Here is a 17,075-nt window from a genome sequence, read left to right as displayed (position 1 = left end):
GATTATCTACCTCCTTTTATAACTGTTTGTAATGTATTTAACTTTCCGCTTACACGATCAACCAATGCATTGTAATAAATCTGGTTTGTCGCTAGATTTGCTTGTTCTTTATCCATGTCGACTCCATTGCCATTATGGTTATATCGGAAATTAGCGTAGTTATAAACGCCTGGAGAACTCACATTCATTTGAAAATTAAAATGCTTTTCATTCGTCCTATTTGCAGATATTGTCGATTGCTTTGCTTCCGAAAATACATCACCAAAACTAACGCTTTTTGCTTTATAATTAGGAGTGTCGACATTTGCTATATTTTGCGCTATTGCTTTCTGTTTAATAGCGGAAAAGTCTAATCCTCGTTCTAAATTCGATATCGTTCCACCAAAAATGCTCAATTATTACACCTCATTATTTTCAAATCGGAAGAATTTTAATAATTATCTATGAAAATCATAATAATTTAATTGTAATGAAAATGTAACAAAGTGTCTATTCTCTTTTTTGAATTTTTATAGGACATTTTTCCTTTTTTTTCGCCATTTTTCTCTTTTTTGTGACTAAAATCCAATTTCTCTAATTCGTACTTACTATTTTGAGGAAATTTTCAATTTACTGGATATTTATTCCTTTGACAAAAATATTTCAATAAGATGTCAAAAAAACCTCTTCTACCGATGGTAGAAGAGGTTTAAATTTCAATTCTTATTTCATTTTAAGTTGAGCTAGTTCTGCTAAAAATTTATCATTAAGAACTTTAATGTACGTACCTTTCATTCCTAATGAACGAGACTCGATTACTCCAGCACTTTCAAGTTTACGTAGAGCATTTACGATAACTGAACGAGTAATACCAACGCGGTCAGCTATTTTAGAAGCAACTAGTAAGCCTTCATTACCATCAAGCTCTTCAAATATATGTTCAATAGCTTCTAACTCACTGTATGATAAGGAATTGATAGCCATTTGTACTACAGCTTTACTTCTAGCTTCTTCTTCAATTTCTTCCGATTTTTCACGTAAAATTTCCATTCCTACAACTGTTGCACCATATTCTCCAAGAATTAAATCATCGTCATGGAATTCTTGTTGCAAACGACCAAGGATCAATGTTCCAAGACGTTCGCCACCGCCGATAATTGGCACGATTGTAGTCAAGCCCTCTTTAAACAATTCGCGGTTCTCTTCCGGGAATACTGAATGTTTACTGAAAACATCTAGATTAGATGATGTTTCATTCACATTAAATAAGTTTTTTGTATACTCTTCAGGGAATTGACGTTCTTCCATCATTTTAATCATACGATCATTTTCAATTTGCTGATGTACTTCGTGTCCAAGAAGTTTACCTTTACGGCTAACTATGAATGCGTTACATTCGATAACGTTACTTAATGTTGATGCCATTTCTTTAAAGTTAACAGGTTTACCTGCAGATGCTTGTAGCATAGAGTTAATTTTTCTTGTTTTGTCTAATAAATTCATTGTGAATCCTCCAATATAATTTTCATATTTATTTTAATATTCTAAAGGTTTTTAATTGTTTTTGAAAGCAATTCAACTTCATATTACAGGATAAATTGCGATAAGTCTCTGTTTTTCACAATATTGTCAAGTTTTTGGTCAATATAGGAAGGAGTAATTTGAATATGAGCAGGAGATATGTCAGAAGCTTCATATGAAAGGTCTTCTAAAATTTTCTCTAGAATTGTATGAAGACGTCTCGCTCCTATATTATCGGTCTCTTGGTTTACTTCATAAGCTATTTCCCCAATTCTCGCTATTGATTCATCAGAAAAAGAAATAGTTACACCTTCTGTATAAAGTAAAGCCTCGTATTGTTTTGTTAAAGAGTGCTGAGGTTCTTTTAAAATACGAATAAAATCATCTTTTGTTAATTTCTCTAATTCAACGCGAATTGGAAATCTACCTTGAAGTTCCGGGATTAAATCAGATGGTTTAGACATATGGAATGCTCCTGCAGCAATGAATAGAATATAATCAGTTTTTACCGCACCATATTTCGTATTAACGGTTGACCCTTCGACAATCGGTAATATATCTCGCTGAACACCTTCTCTAGAAACATCCGCTGAAGTAGAATTACCACTTTTATTTGCGATTTTATCCATTTCATCGATAAATATGATTCCAGTTTGCTCCGTTTTTTCAATTGCTATTTGAGATAATTCATCATTATCTATTAACTTGCTCGCTTCTTCCTGCATTAATACTTTACGAGCATCTTTTACTTTCATTTTTCTTTTTTTCTTTTTCTTTGGCATTAAACTAGAAAGGGCATCCTGCATATTCATGCCCATACTTTCCATGCCTCCACCTTGCAGTGCATCAAAAATGGATGGGGCTTGTTCTGTCACTTCAACGGTTACTATTTCATTCTCTAGTTTTCCGTCTCTTAAATCTTCTGCAATTTGTGAACGTTTTAATCGCACCTCTGTGTCATCCGCTTCTAAAGGTTCATCCTCCGACTTTCCACCGAATAATGCTTCAAAAGGGTTTTGATTTGCGTTCTTTTTCTTTAAAGAAGGAACAAGAAGTTTTACTATAGCGTCGTTTGCTAAACGAGTCGCTTGATCTTTAACTTCTTCCATTTTTTCTTCTTTTACAATTCGAATCGCTGCTTCTACTAAATCTCTAACCATAGATTCAACGTCTCTTCCGACATAACCTACTTCCGTAAATTTAGTAGCTTCCACTTTTACAAATGGAGCTTTTGTTAGCTTCGCTATTCTTCTTGCTATTTCTGTTTTCCCTACTCCAGTAGGACCAATCATTAAAATATTTTTAGGGATCACTTCATTTTTCATATCTTCATCTAGTAACTGTCTTCTATATCTATTTCGCAAAGCAACTGCAACAGCTTTTTTTGCAGCATCTTGCCCAACGATATATTTATTTAAGTGCTCAGTAATTTGCTTTGGCGTTAAGTTGTTTTCCTTCATTCACCTAAAACCTCCACGACAATTTGATGATTAGTAAATACACAAATATCTGCTGCTGTTGTTAATGCAGCTTTTGCAATTTCTTCAGCTGTTAAACGATCACCTGAATATTGTTTTAACGCTCTTCCAGCAGCTAAAGCATAATTTCCACCAGAGCCTATTGCCAAAATGCCATCATCCGGTTCTATAACTTCGCCAGTTCCTGATACGAGTAATAGATTACTTTTATCCATTACTAATAGCATCGCTTCTAATTGGCGTAGCATTTTGTCTCCACGCCATTGTTTTGCAAGCTCAACGGCTGCCCTTTGAAGGTTACCATTATACTCAAGGAGTTTTCCTTCGAACATTTCAAAAAGCGTAAAAGCATCTGCAACAGAACCAGCAAAACCAGCAACCACTTGACCATTAAATAGTCTTCTTACTTTTTTAGCAGTATGTTTCATAACAACTTGATTACCCAAAGTTACTTGTCCGTCACCTGCCATAGCTTGACTTCCATTATGACTGACAGCAAATATTGTAGTTGCATGTATATTACCCAATATTGTTTACCTCCAATACTTATGCCCTTGGATGAGCATTCATATACGTTTTTCTTAAATGTTCTTTAGTAACATGCGTATAAACTTGAGTAGAAGTTAAATGGGAATGGCCTAATAACTCTTGAACACTCCTTAAGTCAGCTCCGTTATTCAATAAATGTGTAGCAAAGGTATGACGCAGCATATGTGGAAAAATAGTTGTGTGTAAGGAAGCCTTCTTCATCATTTCATTTAATATATATTGCACTCCACGTGCTGTTAAGTGCGCTCCTCTATTGTTCACAAAGAGAAAGGGATGAGATGTAGACTTCATTAATTTTGGTCTACTTTTTTGGACGTATTCCTCTACGGCACTTAGAGCAAAATCTCCAACTGGAACATACCTTTCTTTTCTACCTTTACCCATAACACGAATAACTCCATAGCTCTTATCTATATGACTTAATTCAATAGAAATAAGTTCGCTAACACGAATTCCTGTAGCATACAATAATTCAAGTATAGCCATATTTCGTAAAGATAGCGGGTCATCTCCTTCGTTCCCTTGAAATAGTTTTTCCATTTCTTCTTCATAAAAGAAATGAGGAAGTCTTTCTTCTTTTTTAGGATGGTACAAGGATCGCAAAGCATCTTCCCGAATATCAAATTCTTTATGTAAAAACTTATAAAAAGATCGGATAGAGGAGATTTTTCTTGATATTGAAGTTCTAGCTAACTTTTTATCATAAAGGGTTGTTACATATAATCTTGCATGCACGTATTCAACCTCATTTAAATCAGTTACACCTTCTCCATCTAAAAATAGTAAAAAATGTTCAATGTCTTTTTTATATTCACGGGTAGTTAGATTAGAGTAATTTTTCTCTAATTGAATATAGTCTATAAATGAATGTAGTAAATCTGATCCAATCATTTAAACACTCCAGTTTGTATTCCCATAGTAAAAGCCTCTAAAAGTATACAACCTTTAGAGGCTTAAAGCAATTAAACCGATTTATTTTTCAAAAAATTTTGAATCGTCGTTAATGCTCGATTGGCTAATTGCTCAGTTCTTACTTTTTTGTCTCTTATTTTTGGTTGTAGCTCAGGAAATAATCCGAAGTTAATATTCATTGGTTGGAAGTTTTTAGGGTCAGCTTCTGTTATATATCGAGCCATACTACCGAGTGCAGTCTCACTTGGGAACACAACTAATTCTTCCCCTTTTGCAAGCTTAGCAGCGTTTATACCTGCAAGTAATCCACTCCCTGCTGATTCTACATAGCCCTCAACTCCAGTCATTTGACCGGCAAAGAATATTTGTTTATTTGCTTTTAGCTGATAAGTCGGTTGTAGTACAGTCGGTGAATTAATAAATGTATTTCTGTGCATAACTCCATACCGTACAATCTCCACATTTTCTAATCCTGGAATTAATTGAAGAACTTCCTTTTGAGGTCCCCATTTTAAATGTGTTTGAAATCCAACGATATTATAGAGGGTTCCAGCAGCATCGTCTTGTCTTAATTGAACAACCGCATAAGGGCGTTTACCTGTTTTAGGATCTTCTAATCCAACCGGTTTCATCGGTCCAAATAAAAGCGTTTTACGGCCTCTGCTAGCCATAACTTCTACTGGCATGCACCCTTCAAAGTAAATTTCTTTTTCAAATTCTTTTAATGGTACCACTTCTGCTTCTACAAGTGCATCGTAAAAACGATTAAACTCATCTTCCGTCATTGGACAGTTAAGATAAGCCGCTTCCCCTTTGTCGTATCGAGATTTTAAATATACTTTATCCATGTCGATGCTATCTTTTTCAACAATTGGAGCAGCTGCATCATAAAAATATAAATAATCTTGACCAGTTATTTCTTTTACTTTCTCTGCCAATGCAGGAGAAGTTAAAGGGCCAGTAGCGATTACAGTAATACCTTCTGGAATCTCGGTTACTTCTTCGTTTATGATTTCAATCATTGGATGATTGCGAATGACTTCTGTTACTCTTCCTGCAAAATCATGTCTGTCTACAGCTAGTGCTCCACCAGCAGGAACACTACTATTATCTGCAGATTGAATAATAAGTGACTCTAACATACGCATTTCTTCTTTAATAACCCCTACAGCGTTTGTTAGGGTATTAGCACGAAGCGAATTTGAACATACTAGTTCAGCAAATTTATCTGTATGATGTGCAGGTGTTTGCTTTACAGGTCGCATTTCATAAAGTCGAACTTTTACTCCGCGCTTTGCAATTTGCCATGCAGCCTCGCTTCCTGCAAGTCCTGCACCTATCACGTTTACTATTTCAGTCATGTTGGAACCTTCTTTCTTTTAACTCTGTGGATCTTCTTTATAATCACAAGCTACACATTGAATTTGTACGCCTTTTTTCAGCTTTTTCTCTACTAACATATCATTACATTTAGGACATGGTCTATTAATCGGCTTATCCCAAGAAACAAAGTCGCATGTAGGATAACGATCGCATCCATAAAAAATTCTCTTTGTTTTACTTTTACGTTCCACAATCTGCCCTTCTCCACAAGATGGACATGGAACGCCAATTTCTTTCACAATTGCTTTCGTGTTTCTACAATCTGGGAAATTACTACAAGCCATGAATTTACCATATCGTCCTAATTTATAGACCATTGGAGAACCACAGTTTTCACAATCTTCACCAGTAGGCTCATCTTTTATAACGATTTTTTCCATTTCAGCATCCGCATGCTCTACATGTTTAGCAAAATCTTTATAAAAACCATCTATGACTTCGACCCATCTAACTTGTCCTTCTTCCACACTATCTAAGTCTTTTTCCATTTGTGCTGTAAACTCGATATTTAATATATTTGGGAAAAATTCAAGTACTAGTTGATGTACGATTGTTCCAAGCTCAGTTGGTACAAAACGTTTAGTCTCTAATGCCACATACCCTCTTTTTTGTATCGTATCCAGTGTAGGAGCATATGTGGATGGTCTGCCTATCCCAAGTTCTTCTAGCGTTTTAACTAGTCTTGCTTCTGAATATCTTGGTGGTGGCTGTGTGAAATGTTGTTTAGGTTCAATCGAAAGCGCATTTACTTTATCTCCAACCTCTAATACAGGCAACAGTTTGTCTTTGTCATCCGTTTGGTCGTCCGTGCCTTCCACATACACTTTCATGAACCCTGGGAATTTTACTTGTGAACCATTTGCTCTAAATATTGCGTTCCCATTTTTCATATCAACCGAAACTGTATCTAATATTGCAGGGGCCATCTGGCTAGCAATAAATCTCTCCCAAATCAATTTATATAAACGATATAAATCTCTAGATAGGATGCTCTTTAACTGCTCTGGTGTTCTTAGAACACTTGTTGGTCTTACTGCCTCATGCGCATCCTGAGCTTTTTTGGATTGTTTTTCTTCTTTTTTACTCGTTATATATTCTGATCCGTATTCATTTTGAATGTATGCATGTGCATCAGCCTTGGCTGTATCAGAGATTCTAGTAGAATCTGTACGCATGTAGGTGATTAAACCTACAGTACCTTCTTTTTTTCCAAGGTCAATTCCTTCATACAATTGTTGCGCAAGCATCATCGTTTTTCTAGCTCGGAAGTTAAGTTTACGAGCAGCTTCCTGTTGAAGAGAAGAAGTTGTAAATGATGCAGCTGGATTTCTTTTTCTTTCTTTTTTCACGACATTTGCTACTTCAAACTTTTTGCCTTTCATTCCTTTAAGAACATCTTTTACTTCACTTTCGTTTGTTAGCTTAACTTTATCTTTATCCGTACCATAATAAAGAGCATCGAATGCTTTTTTACTTTTCTCGAATTGCCCTTCTATCGTCCAATACTCTTCTGGAACAAAGTTATTTATTTCATTTTCACGGTCAATGATTAAACGTAATGCTACAGATTGAACTCGTCCAGCAGATAAACCTTTTTTCACTTTCTTCCATAAAATTGGACTAATATTGTAGCCAACTAGGCGATCTAAAATTCTTCTAGCCTGTTGTGCATCTACTAAATCCATATTTATAGGTCTAGGATGTTTAAATGATTCTAAAATAGCGTCTTTTGTAATTTCATTGAACACAACTCGGCATTCCGAATTAATATCAACATTCAATGAGTTAGCTAAGTGCCAAGCAATTGCTTCCCCTTCTCTGTCGGGGTCAGCCGCGAGATAAACTTTCTTCGCTTTTTTTGCAGCATTTTTCAGGTCTTGCAATACGGGACCTTTTCCTCGTATAGTAATATATTTTGGTTCATAGTCATTTTCTACATCTACACCCATTTGACTTCTCGGCAAATCCCGCACGTGACCGATGGATGCTTTTACTTTATATTTTTTTCCAAGATATCGTTCAATTGTTTTTGCCTTTGCTGGCGATTCCACAATAACTAAATAATCCGACATAAATGTGCCTCCTTATAGAAGGTAACTCGCTTTAAGCTTCAAAACAAATACCTGTTGCAAAATGTATAACAGATTTCTAAAGAAAGCAAGTCTTTTCATTTATTTAATTGTTTATTTGTTCAAATTCTTGTAGTTCTTCAAGTATTTGATAACCATTCCAAACAGGCTTTGCCCCCTCTAAAATAAGATTATGTGGGCCTGCAGACAAAGGGGAATGAATAGATCCAGGTATAGCGAAAATTTCTTTTCCATTTTCTAACGCATGCTCCATTGTTGAAACTGTACCACTCTTTTCTTTAGCTTCTGTAATAATGACAGCTTGTGACAAACCGCTAATAATACGATTACGCATAGGAAAATTCCACTTTTTTGGTGTTATATATGGTGGATATTCTGTTATTAATAAATGTTCTTTCGACATTATTTTCGCTAATTCTTCATTTTGCTTCGGATATATATGAAATAAACCTGTGCCCAGAACCGCTATTGTCTTGCCTCCTAGCGCTATTGTGCTTTCATGAGCCATTGTATCTGCTCCTTTAGCAAGACCGCTTACAATAGTGAAATTTTGGCTTATTAATGGAGGTAAAATGGTTTCGATACTTTTCTTAGAATAATAGGTTGCCTCTCTAGAACCTATAATAGCTAACTTTTTATGCATGTTTAATAAAGAAGTATCTCCTTTCACATAAAGAACCGCCGGTGGATCGTAAAGATTTTTTAAACTTGTAGGATAATTGGGATTGGTAAAAATTATAGGGGTAATTTGGTGATTATCATAAATTTGTAGAAATGGGGTCTCCACAAATTTTTGGTACATGTTTTTAAGTTGAATTGCTCGATTTTCAGTAATACGCAAGAGATCAACTAGTAAGCTTGTCTGCATTTTCTCTAATTGTAATGTGGGATTGTATTCAATTAGGGGATGTAGTTTGTTCATAGGGACTGGAAATACATAGTGTAACGCTAAAAATCGATTAATCCACTTCTCTTCTGAATTGATCATTGCTTTCCTCCTATTTTTTTTGGCTATGATAAACTTCGCTGTAGTTAAGATACTCATACTTGAATCTACGAATCTATTTGAATTCGCGCTGGCCGCAAAACCACGAAGAATGAGACTTCAGTTGGGGATTGAGAAGCAATGCCGCGGAACATTCTTGAAGACTCAGTCGTAGGCTGCTGTAGCGCACATACGTGCAAGATTCCTACTCTTAAAAACAACAATAAATAATACCAAAGCCAAATATAAAAAAATACGGCAACACCGGATGATGTGCCGTACCTTTAATATTAATGTGTTTTACATTTGTCGTAAAGACCTGCTGCTTTAATTGCTTTAATTAAAGTTTCGCCGATTACTGAAGGAGTTGGTGCAACTTCCATTCCAGCCGCTTGCATTGCTTTAATTTTTTCTGCTGCAGTACCTTTACCACCAGAAATAATTGCTCCAGCGTGACCCATACGTTTACCTTCAGGAGCTGTTTGCCCTCCGATAAATCCTACAACAGGTTTTGTCATGTTAGCTCTAATCCATTCTGCTGCTTCTTCTTCAGCAGTACCACCGATTTCACCAATCATAACAACTGCGTAAGTTTCTGGATCTTCATTGAATGCTTTTAATACATCAATGAAATCTGTACCATTTACTGGGTCTCCACCAATACCAACCGCTGTAGATTGTCCTACACCAGCTTGAGTTAATTGATGAACTGCTTCATAAGTTAAAGTACCAGAACGAGATACAACACCTACATGCCCTTTTGAATGGATATTCGGAGGCATGATACCGATATTACTTTCGTCTGCTGTTACAATACCAGGGCAGTTTGGTCCCACTAAACGAGTTTTTTTGCCTTCCATGTAACGTTTAACTTTAACCATGTCTAATACTGGAATGTGCTCAGTAATACAAATAGTCAAGTCTAATTCTGCATCTGTAGCTTCCAAAATTGCATCCGCTGCAAATGGAGCTGGAACATAAATTACTGAAACATTTGCTCCAGTAGCTTTAACAGCTTCTTCAACTGTATTGAATACAGGAACACCTTCTACCTCTGTACCGCCTTTACCTGGAGTTACACCAGCAACGATTTTTGTACCATATTCCAACATTTTTTTTGTATGGAATAGAGCAGTGGAGCCAGTAATACCTTGTACCAAAACTTTAGTATCTTTATTAATAAAAATTGCCATTGTTTTGTCTCCGCCTTTCTTAGCCTACAAGTTCAACAATTTTTTGTGCGCCATCTGCCATTGAATCAGCAGCAACGATGTTTAAACCTGATTCGTTTAATAAAGATTTACCTTTATCAACATTTGTACCTTCTAAACGAACAACAAGTGGTACTTCAAGTCCAACTTCTTTCGCAGCAACGATAACACCTTCAGCGATAATATCACATTTCATAATTCCACCAAAGATGTTAACAAAGATACCTTTAACATTTTTGTCTGAAAGAATGATTTTAAATGCTTCCGTTACTTTTTCTGCTGTAGCACCGCCCCCAACGTCCAAGAAGTTAGCCGGTGATCCGCCGTAATAGCTGATTGTATCCATTGTAGCCATTGCAAGACCAGCACCATTAACCATACATCCGATATTTCCATCAAGAGAAATATAGCTTAGGTCATATTTGGATGCTTCGATTTCTTTTGCATCTTCTTCATCAAAGTCACGTAATTCTACGATGTCTTTATGACGGTAAAGAGCATTTCCATCAAAATTAAATTTAGCATCTAATGCCACAACTTCTCCAGCACCAGTTACAACAAGTGGATTGATTTCAACGATTGCTGCATCTTTATCCACAAATGCTTCATATAATCCAAGCATTAGTTTTGCTGCTTTGTTTACTAATTTTGCAGGTATATTCATATTGAAAGCCATACGACGTGCTTGGAAACCAGTAAGACCAACTACAGGGTCAATTTCCTCTTTGAAGATTTTTTCAGGAGTAGCAGCTGCCACTTCCTCGATATCCATACCACCTTCTTCAGAACCCATTAAAGTTACACGAGAAGATGCTCGGTCTAAAACTAAACCAAGATAGTACTCTTTTTGGATATCAGAACCTTCTTCGATATAAAGGCGTTTTACTTCTTTACCTTCTGGACCTGTTTGGTGTGTTACTAATACTTTCCCTAACAGTTCCTTCGCATATGCACGAACATCGTCCAAGTTTTTTGCGATTTTTACTCCGCCTGCTTTACCGCGTCCACCAGCGTGGATTTGGGCTTTTACAACGACAACTTCAGAACCTAGTTCTTTTGCAGCTTTAACAGCTTCTTCCGGAGAAAATGCTACTTTCCCATTAGGAACTGCTACACCGTATTGTCTGAGGAGTTCTTTCCCTTGATATTCATGGATATTCATCTTACGTCCTCCAATCAAACTTATGTCAAGTAATTTACTACCTTTATCATTGTAATAAACCTGTCACTTCTTGTCTACAAAAGTAAGTTTTTTCTCTAAAACATAGAATATTCAAATATTTTTAGATTAATTCATTTTTCCTTTCTCTTGATCAATTCGATAAATAAATGCAAATACTTCCGCTACCGCTTGATATAGCTCGTCTGGTATTGACTGATTTATATCTAATTGACCGAGAAGTTCTACTAAACTACGATCCTCTTGTATAGGAACATTATGTTCTTTTGCCTTCATTAAAATATTATCTGCTATTTTTCCTTTTCCTTTTGCAAGAATAGTAGGGGCATCAATGATTCCCGGTTTATATCCTAATGCGACTGCTTCTTTACGAAAATGTTTTTCCTCTTTCATATACGAATATCTACTCCTTGTGAGTCTTTTCCCAGTAATTTCTTCGGTGACGTAAGTTTATTTTCTTCAAACGTTTTGACAAATACACCGGAGAGTTGGTATCCCACTGACAATAAGCCTTCCTTAAGGGTGTCATAAAATACGTTGGCAATTGGTTTTAAGCTGGTATCGTTATTGTATAAAGAGATGGTTACTACACGATTTTGAACCTGCATATCTACAACTGTCTCTTCTAAAGAATCTAAATGTAAATAAAACATGATACGAGCATAATCAGAATCTATTTTGCCATCCTCTTTCATACGACCATTCCATTCAAGGGTCGCATCCATTTTCTTCCCTAAAAATTCTAATGGAACCTGCATTAATAACTGGTGCTGTGGCCCGTTTTCATTCGACAATATTTGCAGACCATTCATTCGATTCAAAAGTAGTTCTGCTTGTTCTTTTAGTGGCGCAGAAATAACCTGATTATGAAGAAGGTCTATCAATTGAGGTTTCAATTGGCTTGCAAGCTGTCTAACCTCCTCGCTACCTCCCCCGAGTTTTGCTTCATAACTAAAACCAAGTGACTTTAAAGCTTCTTTCATAGCGTGCTCAAATGCTTTTCCATCCAACTGTTGAAGCACATTTTGTTCAGCTTGCTGAAGAGCTGTAGAAAATATCGGTTGCTGACTGTTCTTATTGTTGAACAGTACTTGCTGAAGGGTTTGAGAAACCATTTCCTTATTTGTACCTTTTCCAAGTAATGATAGTAAGTGTTCTTTTGCAGTTAATCCATGTTGATCTTTCAAAAAAACAGCTTCCTGACTTTGCTTTGCAAATACTTCCAAAAGCGTCTTGTTTAGCGTTAATATTTGTTCGGCCTGAGAATTATTATCTAACAAAATCCCTAATTGCACCTTTTGTTCAGATGTTAACAAAGGTTGTGCGCTAACCCAATTTCGAATCTGGTCCATTACCATACTTTTTTCACTTACCGGAGCTTTTAATAAGTTTGCTATAATGTCAGCTGCTGAATTAGGCATCGTAGAAAGAGTTGAAGCTGGCAAAAGATTATTTGAAGTAACATTTGGAGGTAAGACACCCGCTTCTTTTAAACTCTGTAGTATCGGCAACTTTGTAGCCAAGTTTGCTACCGGACTTTGTAACACTTCTATTTGTTTTCCTAGCAATACACCTGCTACAGGTTCTCCAAACGGCTCCGCTAACTTTTGCAAACTTTGAAGTAGAGTGTTCTTATCATTTTTTGATAGTGTCAAATCCTGTTGTAACGTTAGTTTAAATTCTTGAATCAGTGATTGGAGGCCACTAGTAGATTTACCACTTAAAACAGCATCAAACATTTGTTGTGACAAAGGTATTTTTAGTTCCAACATTTTTTGAATTGTTTCCATTGCTTGCTTTATTGATACATTCGGAGGTAATTGTTTTAATAGCTGTTCTGCTTGAACTAATATTTCTTTTGAGATTGGCAATTGTTCTTTTAAAAAGAACTGAATTACTGCCTGCATTTCTGTTGTTTTTGTTAAATTCATCGCTTGCAAAAGTTGTTGCGCTTGTTGAGCTAATGTGTTCCCGTTTGTGAGGGGTCCTGTTACGACTTTCAGTTGCAACTCCGGTTCCGTTTTAGTTACTTGAAAAAAATGTGCATCCCCTGCTTTTAGCGGAGTTTCCAGCTTAGCTATTACTTTTTGATTGCCTATTTGCAATTCTGCAGTCTGATTTGGATATAACTTCTTAATTGTTCCATGGACTACCTGCCCTTCTTTTATCGAAGTTTGCATTTTAGGTGAAAGGATCTTCGTTTGTTGTGCTTGAATGGAAGAAAAAGATGTTGATGACATGTTTTCACCTCATTTAAGTAATATAGATTTTATCGGCTCGAATGTTTTTCTATGGTGAATAGTAGGACCATATTTATATATCATTTCAACGTGTTGCTTTGTCCCATACCCTGCGTGTTTATTGAATAAATATTGAGGATATTCCTCGTGCAACTGATCCATATAATTATCTCTCGCAGTTTTAGCTAGTATAGAAGCCGCTGCAATCGCTAGACTCTTAGCATCGCCTTTTATAATGGAATGTGTTTCCATGTCAATTGGTAGTTTCATAGCATCTACTAAAACTATTGAAGGACTTTCCTTCAAGCTTAAAACAGACTTTGTCATGGATTGTTTCGTCGCTTCATAAATATTAAGTTCATCTATTTTTTCTACTGATTGAAAGTGAATAAAATAACTTAGCGCATTATTTTTTATTTTTGTTGCAAGTTCATTTCGCTTCTTTTTCGTTAGTTGCTTGGAGTCATTTAAACCAATTAGATTATCTGTGTTCTCATTTAAAACTACAGCTGCTGTAACAACTGGTCCAGCTAATGGACCGCGCCCTGCTTCATCTACTCCAGCAACCAAATCCGTGTGGCACTTTCTAAAACTAGCATCGAAATAACATTTATCGTTGTGGGCACGAATTTCCATCTGTAAAAGCTGTTGTCTATTCTTCCAAGTATTTAATAGCTTCATGGCACCAATTCTACTATCGTCTTCTAGTTGGCTCATCCATGGTTCCCATGAAGTTGCATTTTCTAATTTTTCTTTTATATCCTTCAAACTTAACATTTCATTCACATCAACTTTCTTGTACTTAATCTATGTATCGGCCAATATATGAAAAGCGTAAGCGTCTATTTAGTGCAGTACAGTTTATACAGCGCCTCACGTTGGCACCTTGCTTTCGTATAAGTACGCAGGTTTTACACATTTGACCTAGCTTGCAACTTAAAAAATCGAGAAAACCCTTCTCACCAAGTGGCAAAAAGGGTAAATTATTTATGTCTTATTCGGTTACAAAATCAAATGTTAGTCGACCAAGATGAAGGTTTCGAATATCCCTTACAATCAGCTCTGCAACTTGATCATAATCAATTTCACCGCCACCGGCAAAACATCTTCTTAACTTACCAATATGATCGAAAGTATCCACTAAATCTTCGCTAACTGTTGTCAATTGATATCTTTCTTCCATCCTCTTTGGATAATGCTCTTGTAAAAAACGAAGACCATACACCGCTAAATCTTCCATATTGATAACAGCATCTTTAATAGCTCCCGTTAATGCAAGTTTATAGCCGACTTGTTGATCTTCAAACTTAGGCCAAAGAATACCAGGAGTATCCAATAATTCTATTTCCTTTTCGACCTTTATCCATTGCTGTCTTTTAGTAACACCTGGTGTATTACCTGTTTTCGCTATATTCTTTTTTGCGAAACGATTAATTAGTGTAGATTTCCCGACGTTTGGAATTCCTACAATCATTGCACGAATAGCACGAGGTTTGATGCCTCTTTCTTTCATACGATCCCATTTAGGCTTTAAAAGCTCTTTAGCGGCTTTAAAAACAGATTGTAGACCTTTTCCTTCTAAAGAGTTTATCGCCACTGTAGGGAGCCCTATTGAGTCAAAATAAGCTATCCATTTTCTCGTTTGTGCTTCGTCTGCCATATCCATCTTGTTCAAAATAAGTAATCTTGTTTTCTGGTGCACTACTTCGTCCAGCATCGGATTTCTGGAAGACAAAGGCAAGCGTGCATCCACTAATTCAAAAACAATATCTACGAGCTTTAAATTTTCAGTTACTTCTCTTCTCGCTTTGGCCATATGACCTGGAAACCACTGTATTGTCATTTTATATCTCCTCCTTAAAGGATGAGAAAGTTACTTTTCCTTAACTATCTAACCTCAGGCATCTTACTAAATTTTTATTTTACAAAACCAACTTCATCAAATGGCCAAAAAACGATATTTGTGTTTCCAATCACTTCATCGATGGCAACTAGTCCAATATGTCGACTATCTTTACTATATCTACGATTATCACCCATAACGAATATAAAGCCTTCAGGTATCTTATCTACTTGGGCAATATCTTCTAATGTGAAATCATCGGTTAAAGATCCTTCAGTAATTTCATTTTTGTATTGTTCTAAGTATGGCTCTTCAACTTCTTTTCCATTTATATATAGTTGATCATTTTTATATTCCACATGATCTCCAGGAAGACCAATTACTCGTTTGATGTAATTCTTTTGCTCTGGTGCATGGAATACTACTATATCAAAACGATCTGGTTCACCAACCATATAACCGATTTTATTGACAACCATTCGGTCCCCATTTTTTAAAGTCGGCATCATTGACTCTCCGTCTACTACAATTGGTGTAAATAAAAAGAAGCGAATTATTGCAGCAATCCCAAAAGCGATTAACAATGCTTTGGACCATTCCCACAATTCGTTCTTTTCTTTCTTAGCTCGTTCCATCGACTTGCCCCCTTTATATACTTCCTTTATTGTACAGGGAAATTCTCATTCAAGCAAAAAGAAATGATATGATTTCTAATTATCTTTCAACTAAATCTAACTTAACTTTCCGGAACGAAGAATGCGAACCCTTATCAATCTTTATATTTCAACTAGCTTGAAAACGCTTTTCAGTCGAGGCGACCTAAACTGCGACATCCTTGTCGCAACGGTCGCAAGACCTACATCGTGTAGGCCCGCACGCCGCGCAAGGCGGAAGCGAATAGAACTTTAAGTTCATGAGCTTACATCGAAGCTTAAATAATTTGAAAGATTATTATTTCAAAGTCTTTTTTTAAACTGAATGAAAGCGCTTGGCATTCAAGGAGCGCCAGCAAAGTTACTTTGCGACGAGCTTTGCGCAGGAGCACCGAGGCGGAAGCGAATAGAACTTTAGTTCATGAGCTTACAACGAAGTGCAAACGCTTTTGTTTGCGACGAGTAACCGCAGGAGCAAGTAACGAAGAATGCGAGCGCTTCTCAACAGTTTAAAAAGAAAAAATGTTGTAGCGAAAGGTGAATCACCTTCACTACAACATTTGATTTTTTACTATTAGCGACGTTCTTTAATACGAGCTGCTTTACCACGTAGATCGCGTAAGTAGTACAATTTAGCACGACGAACTTTACCACGACGAACAACTTCTAAGTTTGCAATTTTTGGTGTGTGTACAGGGAATGTACGCTCAACGCCAACACCTGAAGAAATTTTACGAACTGTAAAAGTTTCGCTAATTCCACCACCACGACGTTTAATTACAACACCTTCGTACATTTGGATACGTTCGCGAGTACCCTCAACAACCTTAACGTGTACACGTACTGTGTCACCAGGGCGGAAATCAGGAAGATCCGTACGTAATTGTTCTTTTGTGATTTCTGAAATAATGTTTTGCATCATTTTTCTCTCCTTATATAGAATGCTCTTACACCCATTATCTGTTGCAGCGGAACACCCAAAATCCATACTCCACATAGAAGTACATAGTAGAATATACCACAAACATTTAATAGATGCAATGCATAAATG

16 protein-coding genes are annotated in these 17,075 nt (G+C 36.3%); all 16 read right to left on the bottom strand.

Features of this window, described 5'->3' with window-relative positions; genetic code table 11:
- Positions 1-2: 2 nt before the first annotated feature.
- Complete coding sequence (flgB, locus tag PGC35_RS07855; protein WP_053589984.1) at positions 3-395, bottom strand: flagellar basal body rod protein FlgB; 393 nt, start codon at positions 393-395, stop codon at positions 3-5.
- A gap of 307 nt (positions 396-702) precedes the next feature.
- Entirely contained in the window at positions 703-1,482 is a 780-nt protein-coding gene (codY, locus tag PGC35_RS07850; protein ID WP_053589985.1) for a GTP-sensing pleiotropic transcriptional regulator CodY, read from the bottom strand.
- Positions 1,483-1,565: 83 nt separating this feature from the next.
- Positions 1,566-2,960, bottom strand: coding sequence for an ATP-dependent protease ATPase subunit HslU (gene hslU, locus PGC35_RS07845; RefSeq protein WP_056829264.1), 1,395 nt, complete (start codon positions 2,958-2,960; stop codon positions 1,566-1,568).
- Entirely contained in the window at positions 2,957-3,505 is a 549-nt protein-coding gene (hslV, locus tag PGC35_RS07840; RefSeq protein WP_375218791.1) for an ATP-dependent protease subunit HslV, read from the bottom strand. Before hslV ends, hslU begins: the two co-directional genes overlap by 4 nt.
- 19 nt (positions 3,506-3,524) lie before the next feature.
- Positions 3,525-4,418: a tyrosine recombinase XerC gene (gene xerC / locus PGC35_RS07835; protein ID WP_375218790.1), complete on the bottom strand. Its 894-nt coding sequence runs from the start codon at positions 4,416-4,418 to the stop codon at positions 3,525-3,527.
- Between the two features lie 71 nt (positions 4,419-4,489).
- Positions 4,490-5,800, bottom strand: coding sequence for an FADH(2)-oxidizing methylenetetrahydrofolate--tRNA-(uracil(54)-C(5))-methyltransferase TrmFO (gene trmFO / locus PGC35_RS07830; protein WP_375218789.1), 1,311 nt, complete (start codon positions 5,798-5,800; stop codon positions 4,490-4,492).
- 18 nt (positions 5,801-5,818) lie between these two features.
- Positions 5,819-7,894: a type I DNA topoisomerase gene (gene topA, locus PGC35_RS07825; protein WP_275784954.1), complete on the bottom strand. Its 2,076-nt coding sequence runs from the start codon at positions 7,892-7,894 to the stop codon at positions 5,819-5,821.
- 103 nt (positions 7,895-7,997) lie between these two features.
- Positions 7,998-8,900 (bottom strand): DNA-processing protein DprA, encoded by a 903-nt coding sequence (gene dprA / locus PGC35_RS07820; RefSeq protein WP_375218788.1) that lies wholly within the window; start codon positions 8,898-8,900, stop codon positions 7,998-8,000.
- Positions 8,901-9,187: 287 nt separating this feature from the next.
- On the bottom strand, positions 9,188-10,090 hold the full coding sequence (sucD, locus tag PGC35_RS07815) for a succinate--CoA ligase subunit alpha (protein ID WP_375218787.1): 903 nt from the start codon (positions 10,088-10,090) through the stop codon (positions 9,188-9,190).
- Positions 10,091-10,109: 19 nt separating this feature from the next.
- Positions 10,110-11,270, bottom strand: coding sequence for an ADP-forming succinate--CoA ligase subunit beta (sucC, locus tag PGC35_RS07810; RefSeq protein ID WP_053589993.1), 1,161 nt, complete (start codon positions 11,268-11,270; stop codon positions 10,110-10,112).
- Positions 11,271-11,396: 126 nt separating this feature from the next.
- The gene (locus PGC35_RS07805) at positions 11,397-11,681 is read right to left on the bottom strand and encodes an EscU/YscU/HrcU family type III secretion system export apparatus switch protein (protein WP_275784949.1); all 285 of its coding nucleotides are present in this window, start codon (positions 11,679-11,681) and stop codon (positions 11,397-11,399) included.
- Complete coding sequence (locus PGC35_RS07800; RefSeq protein ID WP_375218786.1) at positions 11,678-13,528, bottom strand: lysozyme family protein; 1,851 nt, start codon at positions 13,526-13,528, stop codon at positions 11,678-11,680. The genes PGC35_RS07805 and PGC35_RS07800 overlap by 4 nt, the downstream gene beginning before the upstream one ends.
- Before the next feature lie 9 nt (positions 13,529-13,537).
- Entirely contained in the window at positions 13,538-14,305 is a 768-nt protein-coding gene (locus PGC35_RS07795) for a ribonuclease HII (protein WP_053592153.1), read from the bottom strand.
- A gap of 217 nt (positions 14,306-14,522) precedes the next feature.
- Positions 14,523-15,371, bottom strand: coding sequence for a ribosome biogenesis GTPase YlqF (ylqF, locus tag PGC35_RS07790; protein WP_053589996.1), 849 nt, complete (start codon positions 15,369-15,371; stop codon positions 14,523-14,525).
- Between the two features lie 74 nt (positions 15,372-15,445).
- Positions 15,446-16,006 (bottom strand): signal peptidase I, encoded by a 561-nt coding sequence (gene lepB / locus PGC35_RS07785; protein ID WP_056829251.1) that lies wholly within the window; start codon positions 16,004-16,006, stop codon positions 15,446-15,448.
- 592 nt (positions 16,007-16,598) lie between these two features.
- Positions 16,599-16,943: a 50S ribosomal protein L19 gene (rplS, locus tag PGC35_RS07780; RefSeq protein ID WP_053589998.1), complete on the bottom strand. Its 345-nt coding sequence runs from the start codon at positions 16,941-16,943 to the stop codon at positions 16,599-16,601.
- Positions 16,944-17,075: the final 132 nt, after the last annotated feature.

The sequence above is a fragment of the Psychrobacillus sp. PGGUH221 genome (assembly GCF_042055255.1).
GTDB lineage: Bacteria > Bacillota > Bacilli > Bacillales_A > Planococcaceae > Psychrobacillus.
This window is presented reverse-complemented; position numbering and strand designations above follow the sequence as displayed.

What these genes read in the sequence shown, in the direction of transcription:
- codY (WP_053589985.1), bottom strand. Translation starts at nt 1,482, where the DNA reads ATGAATTTATTAGACAAAACAAGAAAAATTAACTCTATGCTACAAGCA.
- hslU (WP_056829264.1), bottom strand. Translation starts at nt 2,960, where the DNA reads ATGAAGGAAAACAACTTAACGCCAAAGCAAATTACTGAGCACTTAAAT.
- xerC (WP_375218790.1), bottom strand. Translation starts at nt 4,418, where the DNA reads ATGATTGGATCAGATTTACTACATTCATTTATAGACTATATTCAATTA.
- trmFO (WP_375218789.1), bottom strand. Translation starts at nt 5,800, where the DNA reads ATGACTGAAATAGTAAACGTGATAGGTGCAGGACTTGCAGGAAGCGAG.
- topA (WP_275784954.1), bottom strand. Translation starts at nt 7,894, where the DNA reads ATGTCGGATTATTTAGTTATTGTGGAATCGCCAGCAAAGGCAAAAACA.
- dprA (WP_375218788.1), bottom strand. Translation starts at nt 8,900, where the DNA reads ATGATCAATTCAGAAGAGAAGTGGATTAATCGATTTTTAGCGTTACAC.
- sucD (WP_375218787.1), bottom strand. Translation starts at nt 10,090, where the DNA reads ATGGCAATTTTTATTAATAAAGATACTAAAGTTTTGGTACAAGGTATT.
- sucC (WP_053589993.1), bottom strand. Translation starts at nt 11,270, where the DNA reads ATGAATATCCATGAATATCAAGGGAAAGAACTCCTCAGACAATACGGT.
- PGC35_RS07805 (WP_275784949.1), bottom strand. Translation starts at nt 11,681, where the DNA reads ATGAAAGAGGAAAAACATTTTCGTAAAGAAGCAGTCGCATTAGGATAT.
- PGC35_RS07800 (WP_375218786.1), bottom strand. Translation starts at nt 13,528, where the DNA reads ATGTCATCAACATCTTTTTCTTCCATTCAAGCACAACAAACGAAGATC.
- PGC35_RS07795 (WP_053592153.1), bottom strand. Translation starts at nt 14,305, where the DNA reads ATGTTAAGTTTGAAGGATATAAAAGAAAAATTAGAAAATGCAACTTCA.
- ylqF (WP_053589996.1), bottom strand. Translation starts at nt 15,371, where the DNA reads ATGACAATACAGTGGTTTCCAGGTCATATGGCCAAAGCGAGAAGAGAA.
- lepB (WP_056829251.1), bottom strand. Translation starts at nt 16,006, where the DNA reads ATGGAACGAGCTAAGAAAGAAAAGAACGAATTGTGGGAATGGTCCAAA.
- rplS (WP_053589998.1), bottom strand. Translation starts at nt 16,943, where the DNA reads ATGCAAAACATTATTTCAGAAATCACAAAAGAACAATTACGTACGGAT.